Raw genomic sequence first — 12558 nt, 5'->3', positions numbered from 1 at the left:
GTCTCGCGGGACGGGGGAGCGGCGCATAGGCTTCGTGCATGTCGCTCATCGATGCCCCGGCCCCGTCGCTCACCGACAAGCTGACCGCCGCGAAGGCCGCCTCCCGCGTGCTCGCCACCGCGACGGCCGACCGCAAGGACGCGGGTCTGCGCGCCGTCGCCGCCGCCCTGCTGGCCAACGTCGACCGGATCGTCGCGGCGAACGAGCTCGACCTGGCGAATGCGCGCGAGAACGGCGTCGGCGCATCGCTCCAGGACCGCCTGAGGCTCGACTCCGGACGACTGGCCGGGCTCGCGGCCGCCACCGAGCTGGTGGCCTCGCTGGTCGACCCGGTCGGCGAGTCGGTGCGGGGCAAGGTGCTGCCGAACGGGCTGCGCCTCGACCAGGTCCGCGTGCCGTTCGGCGTGGTGGGAGCCATCTACGAGGCCCGGCCCAACGTGACGGTCGACATCGCCGCGCTCGCCCTGAAGAGCGGCAACGCGGCCGTCCTGCGCGGCGGCAGCGCGGCGCAGCAGTCCAACCGCGTGCTGGTCGAGGTGATGCGCGAGGCCCTCGCCGAGGTGGGGCTGCCGGCCGACGCCGTCGTCACCATCGACGAGTTCGGCCGCGACGGGGCCGCCGACCTCATGCGGGCCCGCGGGCTGGTCGACGTCCTGATCCCCCGGGGCAGCGCCGAGCTGATCGACACCGTGGTCCGCGAGTCGACGGTCCCCGTCATCGAGACCGGTGCCGGGGTCGTGCACGTCTTCCTCGACGCGAGCGCCGACGAGGGCTGGGCCGTCGACATCGTCCAGAACGCCAAGGTGCAGCGTCCGAGCGTGTGCAACGCCCTCGAGACGTTGCTCGTCCACCGCGAGGCGGCGGAACGCCTGCTGCCGCCGGTGTTGGGTGCCCTGCGCGCCTCCGGGGTGACGATCCACGGCGACGAACGGACGCTCGAGGTCTTCCCCGACGGGGTCCCGGCGACCGAGGACGACTGGGCGACCGAGTACATGGGTCTCGACCTCGCCGTCCGGGTGGTGGCCGACGTCGACGAGGCCATGGCGCACATCGCCCGCTGGTCGACGCACCACACCGAGTCGATCGTGACCAACGACCTGGTGACCGCCGAGCGGTTCCTGGCCGAGGTGGACAGCGCCGTCGTCATGGTCAACGCCTCGACCCGCTTCACCGACGGCGGCGAGTTCGGCTTCGGGGCCGAGGTCGGCATCTCGACCCAGAAGCTCCACGCCCGCGGACCGATGGGGCTCGCCGAACTCACGAGCACCAAATGGGTCGTGCGGGGTCAGGGCCAGGTCCGCGGGTAGACTGGCCGACGATCGTCACCGCCTGAACGGGAGAACCCATGCTCGACGCCTCGCTGCTGCTCGCCGAAGCCCACGAAGAACTCGCACCGCTGATCGCGCCGGCACCCGTCATCGCCGGTGTCTTCGCCGTCGCGTTCCTCGTCCTCGGCTACGTGGTGTTCAGCTACCGCGACGTCGCCAACCGTTCGCTGCGCAAGGCGAACAAGCTCGACCACCACGACGGTCCGATCGACGAGTTCGGTCACCCCGAGAACCACTGACCGCCGAGGTCGGCGAGATGGTCGTGGCGGGCGCCACCGTGCCCGACGGCGAGGGCGTCAGGCGACCCCGCGTCGGCATCATGGGCGGCACGTTCGACCCGATCCACCACGGGCACCTGGTCGCGGCCAGCGAGGTCGCGCAGTCGTTCCACCTCGACGAGGTCGTCTTCGTGCCGACCGGTCAACCGTGGATGAAACCCGAGGTCAGCGAGGCGGAGCACCGCTACCTCATGACGGTCATCGCCACGGCGTCGAACCCGACCTTCACGGTCAGCCGCGTCGACGTCGACCGCGAGGGGCCGACCTACACGATCGACACCCTGCGCGACATCCGACGCCTCCGTCCGACGGCCGAGCTCTTCTTCATCACCGGCGCCGACGCCGTCGCCCAGATCCTAGACTGGAAAGACGTCCAAGAGCTCTGGGACCTCGCCCACTTCGTCGCCGTGTCCCGGCCGGGCCACGACCTCAGCGTTAGCGGTTTGCCCGAGAGCGACGTAAGCTTGCTCGAAGTCCCCGCACTGGCCATCTCGTCGACCGATTGCCGCGCCCGGGTGGGTCGAGACTTTCCGGTGTGGTACTTGGTCCCCGACGGCGTCGTCCAGTACATCTCCAAGCACCATCTGTATCGGAGCGTTTCATGAGCACGTCCGACGGTCAGCCGCCCCTCACCCGGCGACAGATCCGCGACCTCGAGCGAGCCCGCGAGGCCGGTCAGGCCATCACCGGTGCCGTGCCCGTGGTGCCGGCCTCGACGTCCGCTCCCGCCCCGCGGCCCGCGACCACCCCCACGGGTGACGTGCCGATGCCGACTCCCGTGCCGTCGGCTGCCGCCCTGCGCGACGTGCCGCCCCCCGCACCCGGCTCGGTCGTCGACCCCGGCACCGGCCTGACCCGCCGCCAGATGCGCGCCCTGCGCGACGCGAGCCAGAGCCGCGACGCCTCCCCGGTGCCTCTGCAGGCACCGGCTCCCGAACCCCGTCGTCCGTTGGCCGACGCGCTCAACACCGTCGACGAGATCGCCCCGGCCGCCGACCGACCGGCCTCTGCGCCCGGTGCGTCCGCGCCGGCCTCTGCGGCGCTCCGTCCCGCCTCGGCCCCCGTGCCGTCCGCCGTGTCGGACGTCGACCCGTCGGACGACGACGACTCGTCGGACGACGTCCCCGGGCCCCGACGCACGGGTGCGACCGGCGCGGCGACCCCGGTGTCCTCGACCCCCACCCCGACGTCGACGCCGACGGTGTTCCCGTTCGCCCTGTCCGACGAGCAGGACCGCAGCGGACAGGACTCGCCGAGTGCGCCTCCTGCCCCGTCCCGTCCCGTGTCGTCGGCGCCGCGACCGTCCGGCGTCGGTCCGTCACGCGACCAGCGCGACGACTCGTCCGACGCCGCGCCCGTCGTCCCGTCCGGCCACTGGTCCACCCAGTCCGACGAGCCCGACGCCGAGTCCGTCCCGGGCCGCCAGCTCGGCACCAGCACCGGTCAGCAGAACGCCTTGATCCTCACCGACGCGCAGGTCGCCGACGTGACCGGTGCGCTGAACGCGACCGGCGAGATCATCATCACGGGCTCGATCGACCTGCCGCGCAGCCTGGCGTCGACCGGCTCGCAGGCACGCATCGACAACTCCGACATGGACCGCATCCTCGAGCAGGGCGACGCCGAGCAGGCGTCGAGCGACGCCGAGCCCGTGCGCGCCAGCCGGGCCATCAGCACGCACACGTCCACCCGCGCCGTCGTGCTGGCCGCGTCGCAGCCCAAGGGCAACCACCTGCCGCTGATCCTCGGCATCTCGGGCGGCGTCGTGGGCCTCGGTATCATCGGCTTGATCATCGGTGGCTTCGCCACCGGGGTGCTGGGCTGAGGCCCGACCCACCCGAACCGACCCCGGTCGGCCCGCATCACCACCTACCCCCTAAGGAACACGTGACAGCCACCCCTCGTGCCATCGAGCTGCTGCAGATCGCCGCACGCGCGGCCGACGACAAGCAGGCCGACGACCTCGTCGCCCTCGACGTGTCCGGCCCCCTGCCCCTGACCGACGTGTTCCTGCTGGCCACCGGCCGCAGCGAACGCAACGTGGTCGCCATCGCCGGCGAGATCGAGGACAAGATGCTCGAGGCCGGCGTCAAGACCCTCCGCCGTGAGGGCCGTGCCGAGGGTCGCTGGGTCCTGCTCGACTTCGGTGACGTCGTCGCCCACGTCTTCCACGACGAGGACCGTCAGTACTACGCGCTCGAGCGCCTCTGGAGCGACTGCCCGACGATCCCGCTCGACGTGCTGGCCGAGTCGGCCACCTCACCGGCCGAGGCCACGGCCGACGCGCCGGCCGAGGCCTGACCGCCCCGCGCCTCCTCTGTTTCGCCGCATCGGCGGGACGTCGCGACATGCCGCTCACCCCCAAGGTGAGCGGCATGTCGCGTCTTCTCGGGGCTCGTGGCCGAGAGCCGCGCGCCGAGTGAGTCGGTGTCGGTGCTGGCTGGTGTCGGTGTTGGATGACAGGCTGAGGGTGTGATCGTCGAGCGCGTTCGAGTCCCCGAGGCACTCGTCCCCGACCGCGACCAGTGGCCCTTCACGGTGCCCGTCGTGCGGTCGCTGATCGGCGAGGGGCTCGCTCTCGATCGCGCGGTGACGTTCGTCGTGGGTGAGAACGGCAGCGGCAAGTCGACCGTCGTCGAGGCGCTGGCCGAGGCCTGGGGCGTCGACCTGCGGGGCGGTCGCAGCGATTCGCGGTGGTCGTCGCCGCTAGATAAATCCGCGCTCGGGCGCGTGATGAAGCTCGACCGGACGCCGATGGGTGCGCGGCTGACGGGCACGGCGGCCCGGGGGTACTTCCTGCGATCCGAAACGGCTCTCGACATGTTCCGGCGGTTCGAGCCCGGTGATCCGGCGTTCCGTGACGTCAGTCACGGCGAGAGCTTTCTCCAGGCCTTCGACAGCCACGTCGACGGTCGGGGGCTGTACCTTCTCGACGAGCCCGAAGCCGCGTTGTCCTTCAGCTCGTGCCTGCGCCTGATGGGCACGCTGGCCGACGTCGTCGAGACGGGCGGGCAGGTCGTCTGCGCCACTCACTCACCCGTCCTGACGGCCCTGCCCGGGGCTCGCATCCTCGAGGTGGGCGACCACGGGGTGCGGGCGGTCGAGTGGGCCGATCTCGACCTCGTGCGCCACTGGCGGGCGTTCCTTGAAGGACCCGAGGGGTACCTGCGTCACCTCTGACGTCGGGGTGAACTTGCGGCCGGAAAAAATGTAGTAATGTAGACGAGTTGCTTCCGGCGGGGTGAAAACCTCCGAAGGGCAACAGTTCTGGGTCTGTGGCGCAGCTGGTAGCGCACCTGCATGGCATGCAGGGGGTCAGGGGTTCGAGTCCCCTCAGATCCACCAGAACCACCGAAAGCCCCTCCTCGCGAGGGGCTTTCGTCGTTGTCGGGCCGTCTGTTCGAAGGCGTCGGCCGCTACGCCGCTACGAAGTAAACACTCCGCCACGAGATGTCGTGGCGGAGTGTTTACTTCGTGGCGGGTCGCGCGGGTCGGGCGGGTCGTGCCCTCACGCCGACGGGCGCGAGAGGCGCATGAGGCGCAAGAGGCGCAGGAGGCGCGGGTCGCGTCAGACGCGGGCGCGCAGCTCCGCCGACGCCCGGGCCGCGCCCTCGGCGAGCAGACCCTGGTCCGCGTGGACGAGCTCGCCGTCCGCCACGACCGCGTCGCCGCCGACCCAGAGCCGGGCCAGCGGCGGCATCGAGGCGAGCCCCAGGGCGGCCACCGGGTCGGCGATGCCCGCGAACTCGACCCCGTCGACGCGCCAGAGGGCGAGGTCGGCGAGCTTCCCGACCTCGATCGAGCCGAGGTCCGCGTCGCGTCCGAGCACGCGTGCACCGCCGATCGTCGCCAGGCGCAGGCCCTTCCGGACCGAGAACGCGTCCGCCCCGGAGTGCAGGCGCCCGAAGAGCACCGCCTGCCGGATCTCGGTGCCGAGTTGGCCGGACTCGTTCGACGCAGCACCGTCGACCCCGAGCCCGACGGGCGCCCCCGCGCGCAGCAACGACGCGATCGGGGCGATGCCCGCGGCGAGACGACCGTTCGACGAGGGGCAGTGCGCCACACCGGTCCCCGTCGCGGCGAACCGTCCGATCGCGTGGTCGTCGAGGTGGACGCAGTGGGCCATCCAGACGTCGTCGCCGAGCCAGCCGAGGTCCTCCAGGTACTGGGTCGGCGTGCGGCCGAACCGCTCGAGGCAGAACGCGTCCTCCTCCACGGTCTCGGAGCCGTGGGTGTGCAGCCGGACCCCGAGCTGCCGCCCGAGGACGGCGGCCTCGCGCAGCAGGTCGGGCGTCACCGAGAACGGCGAGCAGGGCGCGATCGCGATCTGGACCCGCGCGTCGCCGGACGGGTCGTGGAACCGCGCCACCGCCTCCTGGCTGGCGCGCAGCGCGGCGTCCGTCGTCTCGACGGCGAAGTCCGGCGGCAGGCCGCCCTGCGACCGACCGAGGTCCATCGAACCCCGGGTGGCGTGCAGGCGGACGCCGACGGTCGTGGCGGCCCGGACGATGCCGCCCAGCAGGTCGCCGGCCCCGGCCGGGAAGACGTAGTGGTGGTCGCCGACGGTCGTGCACCCCGACCGGGCGAGCACGGCGATCGCGGCGGCGGCCCCGGCCTCGACGAGCGGCTCGTCGAGGCGCGCCCACGTCGGGTAGAGCGCGACGAGCCAGTCGAACAGGATGGAGTCCTGCGCGATGCCACGGGTCAGCCACTGGTAGAGGTGGTGGTGCGTGTTGACCAGGCCGGGGGTCAGCAGGTGACCCCGACCGTCGACGCGCTCGACCGGGATCGGTGCGGCATTCGGCCCGGTTGTCTCAGAAGCAGGCCCGCCCGGCCCGGGAGCCGACCCGGCCGCCGGGCCGGGCGGGGTCAGCCCGGCGGTGCACCACGCGGGGGCGGGTCCCGGCCCGACTGCGACGATGCGCGATCCGTCGACGACGACGTGCCCGCCGGCGTGCTCGGTGTCGTGGGCGTCGACCGTCGCGACGTGGGCGCCCTCGACGACCAGGCGGCGGATGGGCGGGGTCACGCCGCCAGCCACGCCGCGATCTCGCCGGCCGCCCGCTCCTTGAGTCCGTCGCTCGCCCCCGAGCACTCGATCGAGCTCAGCGCGCACGCGGCGAGCTGCTCGTCGGACAGGCCGAGGGTCGTGCGGGCCAGCCCGTACTCGGCCAGGACGCCCGGCCCGAACAGGATGGGGTCGTCGGCGTTGATCGAGCACCGCACGCCGGCCTCGACGAGACGCTTCAGCGGGTGGTCCTCGATCGTCGGGATCACCGCGAGCAACACGTTCGAGGTGAGGCACACGTCGAGGCAGACGCCCTCGGCGGCCAGCCGGGCCATCAGCGGTGCGCTCCGCACGGCCGTCACGCCGTGCAGCACACGGTCGGCACCGAGGACGTCCAGCGCCTCCTCGATCTGGTCCGGGCCGGCGAGCTCGCCGGCGTGCGGCGTCGAGAGCAGGCCCGCGTGCTTGGCGATGCGGAACGCCTCCTCGTAGCGCGCCGCCGGGTTGCCGCGCTCGTCGTTGGCGAGGCCGAGCGAGACGACGCCGCGGTCGGCGTAGGCGGCGGCCAGGTGGGCCAGCTCGTTCGCGGCCTCGACGCTCTCGGTGCGGTCGACCGTGATCATCAGGCCGACCTCGACGCCCCACCGCTCGCCGCTCTCGGCGCAGGCCGCGAGCATCGCCCGCAGCGAGGCGTCGAGGGACCCGAAGGTGGCGACGTAGAACTGCGGGCTCGCCCCGAACTCGACGTAGGCGACGCCCTCGACGGCGCAGTCCTCGACCGCCTCGTCGATCAGGCGGAAGAGGTTCTCGCTCTCGGCCAGGACCACGAGCATGCCCTGGTACGTCGCACTGAACTCGCTGAAGTCGCCGAAGCTGGTCGGCATCGGCACGACGACGCCCGACGCCGCCGCCATGTCGGCCAGCGAGTCGGGGCGGATCGCCGCCTCCATGTGCAGGTGCAGGTGGCCCTTGGGCAGGGCGCGCAGGTCGCGCACGACGGCGCCGGCAGGTGAGGGGGCGGCAGCCGAGGAGGCGCGGGTCGCGTCGGCGGGGGAGGTGGTGGTCACGAGCGGGCTCCGTGGATCAGGGCGTCGACGAACGACGGGAGGAAGAGGTCGGTGTGGACGGCGGTGACCGCCGTCGTGGGGGTCGACGGGTCGCCGGTCGGTACGGGGCCGTCCGGGTGCCAGTCGACCTCGGCGCCGTCGGCCGTGCGCAGCACCCGGCCGCGGGTCGCGAAGCCGTCGTTCGTGATGCCGACGGGGCCGGTGACGCTGTCGGCGATCCACTCGGGGTGGACCATCAGCGCGGCGGCGAGTCCGTCGTGCACGGGGCTGACGCGGCGACCCCAGGCGTTCCGGTAGAAGTCCAGGTAGGTCGCCAGGACGTCGGCGGCGAACGTGCCGGTCGGCGTGCCCGAGCCCCGGAGCGCCGCGACGTGCGACTCGTCGGTGATCACCTGCGACGTCGCGTTCACGCCGACCATGAGGCGGGAGGTCGCCGGGGCGGCGAAGACCTCCCGCGCGGCCACGCCGTCGTTCTGCACGTTCGCGTCGACCATGTCCGTGCGGCCGAGGGGAGGGAACGGCCCGCTGCCGCCCATGATCGTCACCGACCGGAAGAGGGTCAGGAGGCGCGGATCGGCCCTCAGCGCCAGGGCCACGTTGGTGAGCGGCCCGAGGGTGAGCAGGTCGATCTCACCCGGGGACTCCCGGGCGACCTCGACGAGGCGTCCGGCCGCCGGGGTGTCGAGCAGCACGCGCGGGAGCGGCCGGTCGGCGACGACGTCACCGAGACCGTCGTGACCGTGGACGTAGTGCGCGATGTGCGCCTCCGCCTCGAGGGGGCCCTCCGCGCCGCGGGCGACCGGGACGTCCTCGAGCCCGACGAGCCGCAGCACGTGTCCGACGTTCCGCAGGGCGTCGTCGACGGCGCAGTTGCCGTAGACGGCGGTGATGCCGACGATCTCGACGTCGGGTTGTGCGGCGAGCCAGAGCAGCGCGAGGGCGTCGTCGATGCCGGTGTCGGTGTCGACCAGCACGCGGCGCGTCACGAGGCGGTCGCCTTACCGGCGTTGGGGCCCCACTTCGCGAGCACCGCCGTCTCGACGAACGTCGTGACCGTGTAGAGCACGATCGAGACGAGGGTGATCAGCACGACGATCGCCCAGATCTCGCCGTACTGCGACTGCGACTTGGCGGCCGTGATGGCGGCACCGAGGCCCTCGTAGGTGAACAGCCATTCGTAGAGCATCGCGCCGGTGATGGCTCCCGGCACGGCGATGCGCATCGAGGCGAAGAAGTACGGCAGGGCGGTGGGGAACGCGACCTTGCGCATGATCGTCCACCGGCTCCCGCCGTAGACCCGGATGAGGTCGACCGACTGGGCGCTGACCGAGCGGAAGCCGAGGGTCAGGTTCACCAACAACGGGAAGAACACGACCACTCCGCCGATGAAGCCGGCGGTGACGATGCCGTTGCCCAGCACGAGGTAGATCACGGGTGCCATCGCGAGCAGCGGGACGGTGCGCAGCAGCATGGCGATCGGCATGAACATGAACTCGACCGGGCGGATCAGGGTGAACACGACCGCCACGACGAGGGACCCGCCGACGCCGAAGACGAAGCCGATCGCGGCGTGCCACAGGGTCACGCCGAGCAGGCCGGCGATGTGCACGCGGTTCTCGGCGGCCGTGGTCCGACTGAGTTCGGAGTCGACGAAGAACCAACGGAACACGTCGGCCGGGGTCTTCGCGATGAACGCGTTGGCCTGCAGCACGACGATGGCGAGGTTCCACAGGATGCCGAGGATGACCGCCGAGATCGCGATCGTCAGCACGGTGCGGCCGATGCGCCGTAGGACGAACCGGGCGGTCGAGGAGGCGCTGGTCGAGACCGCGGGGGCGGTGACGCGGGTGCCGGTGCCCGTGGGCAGGGTCGTGGCCATCAGAACCCCTCTCCGGCGCGGCTGTCGCCCGCCGACCAGGGCGTGACCAGTCGGCTGATCCGCCCGATGACGAAGTAGGCGATCCCGGCGATGCCGCCCGAGATCAGGGCCAGCGCCCAGAGCTTGACCGACGCCGCCGTGGCCTGCGCCGCGAGCAGCAGGATGCCGAGGCCCTGGTCGACGCCGATGAGGAAGTACTCGCCGAGCACCGCCCCGAGGAACGCCGCGGGGGCCGCCAGCTTCAGCGCCGCGAGGATGCTGGGCAGGGCGGCGATCAGACGGACCTTGACCAGCTGCGTCCAGCGCGAGCCACCGTAGGCCGTGATCACGTCGAGCTGGGTCTCGCTCGCGGCCCGCAGGCCGAGCAGGGTGCCGATGACGGTGGTGAAGATCACGCTGAGCGCGGCCAGGAAGATCGACGTCGTCCGGCCGCCGGCGGGCGACATGAGCGTGACGATCGGCGCGATCGCCGTCAGCGGGATGCACGAGCAGACCACTGCGAGCTGGGTCGAGAGGCCCTCGAACCACGGCACGAGCAGCACGGCGAAGGCCAGCGCGAACGCGATGAGGTTGCCCCAGAGGAAGCCCCACGCCGCGCTGCCGGCGGTCGCGCCGATGGCACGCCAGTAGACGAGGTCGCTGAGGTCGGTGACGAGCTGGACGAGCACCTGGCCGGGTGGGGGCACCGAGCCCGTCACCGAGAAGAGCGTGACGGCCACGACCTGCCAGATCGCGACGATGAGCACGATGCCGACGAGGGCGCCGACCCACGGCGGGGCAGCGGCCATCGAGCCGAGCACCGACCGTCGCTCGCGACCCCGGACGGTCTCGGCCTGGAGCGCCACGCTCTGGCCCAGCTCCGCCTCGACCTCGCGCTCGGCCGTCTCGCGGGGCGACGTGTGCAGGTCAGTCATCGGCGGCCGCCCCGTGCGAGCCGAACAGGATCTCGGAGATGCGGTCGACGTACGCGTGGAACTCCGGCGTGCGGGTCAGCTCGGGCAGGCGCGGTCGGGGCAGGTCGATCTCGACCACCTCGGCGATGCGGCCGGGCCGGGCGCTCATCACGGCGACGACGTCGGACAGGAACACGGCCTCGGCGATGCCGTGCGTCACCATGAGCGTCGTGGCGGGCTTCTCGCCCCAGATGCGCAACAGCTCCACGTTCATGCGCTGCCGCGTCATGTCGTCGAGCGCGCCGAAGGGCTCGTCGAGCAGCATGATGGTCGGCTGCACGGCGAGGCAGCGGGCGATCGAGACGCGCTGGCGCATGCCGCCCGACAGCTGCGCCGGCTTGGCCTTCTCGAAGCCCTTCAGGCCGACGAGGTCGATCAGGTCGTCGATCAGGCCGACCGGGGGAGTCAGCCCGGCGACTTCGAGCGGCAAGCGGATGTTGTTCTCGACGCTGCGCCAGGGCAGCAGGGCCGAGTCCTGGAACGCGATTCCCGTCTCGTGCCCGCGCTGCACCTCGGCCGCGGTCTTGCCGTTGATCACGACGCTGCCCGAGGTGGGCGTCTCGAGCCCCGCCAGGATGCGCAGGATGGTCGACTTGCCGCAGCCCGAGGGGCCGAGCAGGCTGAGGAACGAGTCCTTCTTCGTGCCCAGGTCGATCTGCGTCAGGGCCTGCACGCTCTTCCGGCCGAGCTGGAACGACTTGGTCAGTCCCTGGATGTTGATGCCCGTGGCGAGTTCGGGTCGGCCGGCGGGGTCGCCCGTGGCCGTCGTGAGCGGCAGCGTGGTGCGCGCGGTCGTGGTGCCGTCCGTCATGGTCATGCCGTGGGGATCTCGAAGGTCGTGACGAGGTCGGGGTTCTCCTCGTAGACCTCCTTGATGATGCTCAGGTCGAAGAGGTCGTCGGCCGACACGTCGGTGCCCATGGCCTTGAGCGAGGCGATGTTCTCGGCGACCAGCTCGTCGGTCATCGTGAACAGGCCGTTGGCGTTGACGTCCTCGGTGAGGATCAGCGTGTTCTGCGCCTCGGCCTCGGCCGTCTGCTCCTCGACGTCGAGGTCCTGGTCCTTGCCGTACTTCTCGGCGGCGTACTTCGCGCTCTGCTCCGGGTCCTTCACCGCGTCGGTCCAGCCCTTGATCTCGGCGACCAGGAAGGCCTTGAGCATGTCGCGCTCGTTGTCGATGGTGTCCTGCGTGACGGTGAAGGTCTCGGCGACGAACGGAAGCCCGTTGTCGGCGAAGCCGAGCACGACCGGGGTGAAGCCGTCCATCTCGGCGAGGATCGGCTCGTTCGTGATGTACGACATGTGCGCGTCGTAGGCGTTCGTCTCGAGCGGGGCGATGTCGTACTGCGTGGCGACGAGTTCGACGTCGTCCAGCGTCATGTCGTTGGCCTTGAGGAAGCCCTCGAAGATCGTCTGGTTGCCGCCGGACTGCACGCCGATCTTCTTGCCCTTGAGGTCGGCCAAGGTGCGGATCGGCTCTCCCTCCTCGAGCGAGAGCAGGCAGAACGGGTTCTTCTGGAACGTCGTGCCGATGATCTTGAGGGCGGCGCCCTGGGCGACCGAGGGGCCGGTGAGCGAGGCCGACGACAACCCGACCTTGGCCTGCCCGGCGAGCAGCGCCTCCTCGGCTCCGGTCTGCCCGCCGCCCGCGAGCAGCGTGACCTCGCTGAAGCCGGCGTCGGTGTAGTAGCCCTTCTCCGTGGCGAAGTACTCGCCCGCGAACTCGATGTTCTTGATCCACGAGAGCTGGACGGCGATGGTGCCGAACGACCCGCCGGACGCGGCCCCGCCGGTCGCCGCGCCCGTCCCGGCCGACGAGTCGGTGCAGGCGGCGAGCAGGGCGGTCGTGCCGACGACGAGGGCGGCCGACCCGCCCAGGCGCAGGAACCCGCGGCGGTCGAGGGAGGTGGAGCGGAACGCGGGAGGAACGGAGAGAGGGCTCATGGGGGAACTCCTGAGGTTCGTTCGGGTGAGGTGTCGAAAAGCTAGACCCGGACTGTTTCATCGTCGTTTCGGTCGTGTTGCCGTCGTCGCCGACCTCGCGA

13 protein-coding genes and 1 tRNA gene are annotated in these 12558 nt (G+C 71.6%); 7 read left to right on the top strand and 7 right to left on the bottom strand.

The window, feature by feature from the left end:
- Nucleotides 1–38: 38 nt before the first annotated feature.
- The 7 genes from HQQ78_RS08580 to HQQ78_RS08550 all read left to right on the top strand — a co-directional run bounded on the left by HQQ78_RS08580 (nucleotide 39) and on the right by HQQ78_RS08550 (nucleotide 4951).
- Entirely contained in the window at nucleotides 39–1307 is a 1269-nt protein-coding gene (locus HQQ78_RS08580) for a glutamate-5-semialdehyde dehydrogenase (RefSeq protein WP_173152472.1), read from the top strand.
- Nucleotides 1308–1345: 38 nt separating this feature from the next.
- Complete coding sequence (locus HQQ78_RS08575) at nucleotides 1346–1567, top strand: hypothetical protein (protein ID WP_056048301.1); 222 nt, start codon at nucleotides 1346–1348, stop codon at nucleotides 1565–1567.
- A gap of 17 nt (nucleotides 1568–1584) precedes the next feature.
- Entirely contained in the window at nucleotides 1585–2211 is a 627-nt protein-coding gene (gene nadD / locus HQQ78_RS08570; protein WP_082060195.1) for a nicotinate-nucleotide adenylyltransferase, read from the top strand.
- Nucleotides 2208–3431, top strand: coding sequence for a hypothetical protein (locus HQQ78_RS08565; RefSeq protein WP_056048298.1), 1224 nt, complete (start codon nucleotides 2208–2210; stop codon nucleotides 3429–3431). The genes nadD and HQQ78_RS08565 overlap by 4 nt, the downstream gene beginning before the upstream one ends.
- Before the next feature lie 62 nt (nucleotides 3432–3493).
- Nucleotides 3494–3907 carry a ribosome silencing factor gene (rsfS, locus tag HQQ78_RS08560; protein WP_043597095.1) on the top strand — a complete coding sequence of 138 codons (414 nt, stop codon included), beginning with the start codon at nucleotides 3494–3496 and terminating at the stop codon, nucleotides 3905–3907.
- A gap of 171 nt (nucleotides 3908–4078) precedes the next feature.
- Nucleotides 4079–4786, top strand: a complete 708-nt coding sequence (locus HQQ78_RS16380; RefSeq protein WP_173152469.1) for an AAA family ATPase — start codon at nucleotides 4079–4081, stop codon at nucleotides 4784–4786.
- A gap of 89 nt (nucleotides 4787–4875) precedes the next feature.
- Nucleotides 4876–4951 (top strand) — tRNA-Ala (locus HQQ78_RS08550).
- Between the two features lie 223 nt (nucleotides 4952–5174).
- Here the strand turns inward: HQQ78_RS08550 and HQQ78_RS08545 are convergent.
- The 7 genes from HQQ78_RS08545 to HQQ78_RS08515 are packed head-to-tail and all read right to left on the bottom strand — an operon-like array spanning nucleotide 5175 to nucleotide 12457.
- Nucleotides 5175–6635: an 8-oxoguanine deaminase gene (locus HQQ78_RS08545; RefSeq protein WP_173152466.1), complete on the bottom strand. Its 1461-nt coding sequence runs from the start codon at nucleotides 6633–6635 to the stop codon at nucleotides 5175–5177.
- Nucleotides 6632–7681: an adenosine deaminase gene (gene add, locus HQQ78_RS08540; RefSeq protein WP_216844319.1), complete on the bottom strand. Its 1050-nt coding sequence runs from the start codon at nucleotides 7679–7681 to the stop codon at nucleotides 6632–6634. Before add ends, HQQ78_RS08545 begins: the two co-directional genes overlap by 4 nt.
- Nucleotides 7678–8667 (bottom strand): nucleoside hydrolase, encoded by a 990-nt coding sequence (locus HQQ78_RS08535; protein WP_173152464.1) that lies wholly within the window; start codon nucleotides 8665–8667, stop codon nucleotides 7678–7680. The genes add and HQQ78_RS08535 overlap by 4 nt, the downstream gene beginning before the upstream one ends.
- Nucleotides 8664–9560: an ABC transporter permease gene (locus HQQ78_RS08530; RefSeq protein ID WP_173152462.1), complete on the bottom strand. Its 897-nt coding sequence runs from the start codon at nucleotides 9558–9560 to the stop codon at nucleotides 8664–8666. Before HQQ78_RS08530 ends, HQQ78_RS08535 begins: the two co-directional genes overlap by 4 nt.
- Nucleotides 9560–10474, bottom strand: a complete 915-nt coding sequence (locus HQQ78_RS08525) for an ABC transporter permease (protein ID WP_056048290.1) — start codon at nucleotides 10472–10474, stop codon at nucleotides 9560–9562. Before HQQ78_RS08525 ends, HQQ78_RS08530 begins: the two co-directional genes overlap by 1 nt.
- Nucleotides 10467–11330 (bottom strand): ABC transporter ATP-binding protein, encoded by an 864-nt coding sequence (locus tag HQQ78_RS08520; RefSeq protein WP_173152460.1) that lies wholly within the window; start codon nucleotides 11328–11330, stop codon nucleotides 10467–10469. The genes HQQ78_RS08525 and HQQ78_RS08520 overlap by 8 nt, the downstream gene beginning before the upstream one ends.
- Entirely contained in the window at nucleotides 11327–12457 is a 1131-nt protein-coding gene (locus HQQ78_RS08515) for an ABC transporter substrate-binding protein (RefSeq protein WP_056048287.1), read from the bottom strand. Before HQQ78_RS08515 ends, HQQ78_RS08520 begins: the two co-directional genes overlap by 4 nt.
- Nucleotides 12458–12558 lie beyond the last annotated feature (101 nt).

The sequence above is a fragment of the Frigoribacterium sp. VKM Ac-2859 genome, assembly GCF_013204925.1.
Classification (GTDB): Bacteria; Actinomycetota; Actinomycetes; order Actinomycetales; family Microbacteriaceae; genus Frigoribacterium.
The sequence above is the reverse complement of the archived record's forward strand: the minus strand, read 5'-3'. Positions and strand labels throughout refer to the sequence as shown.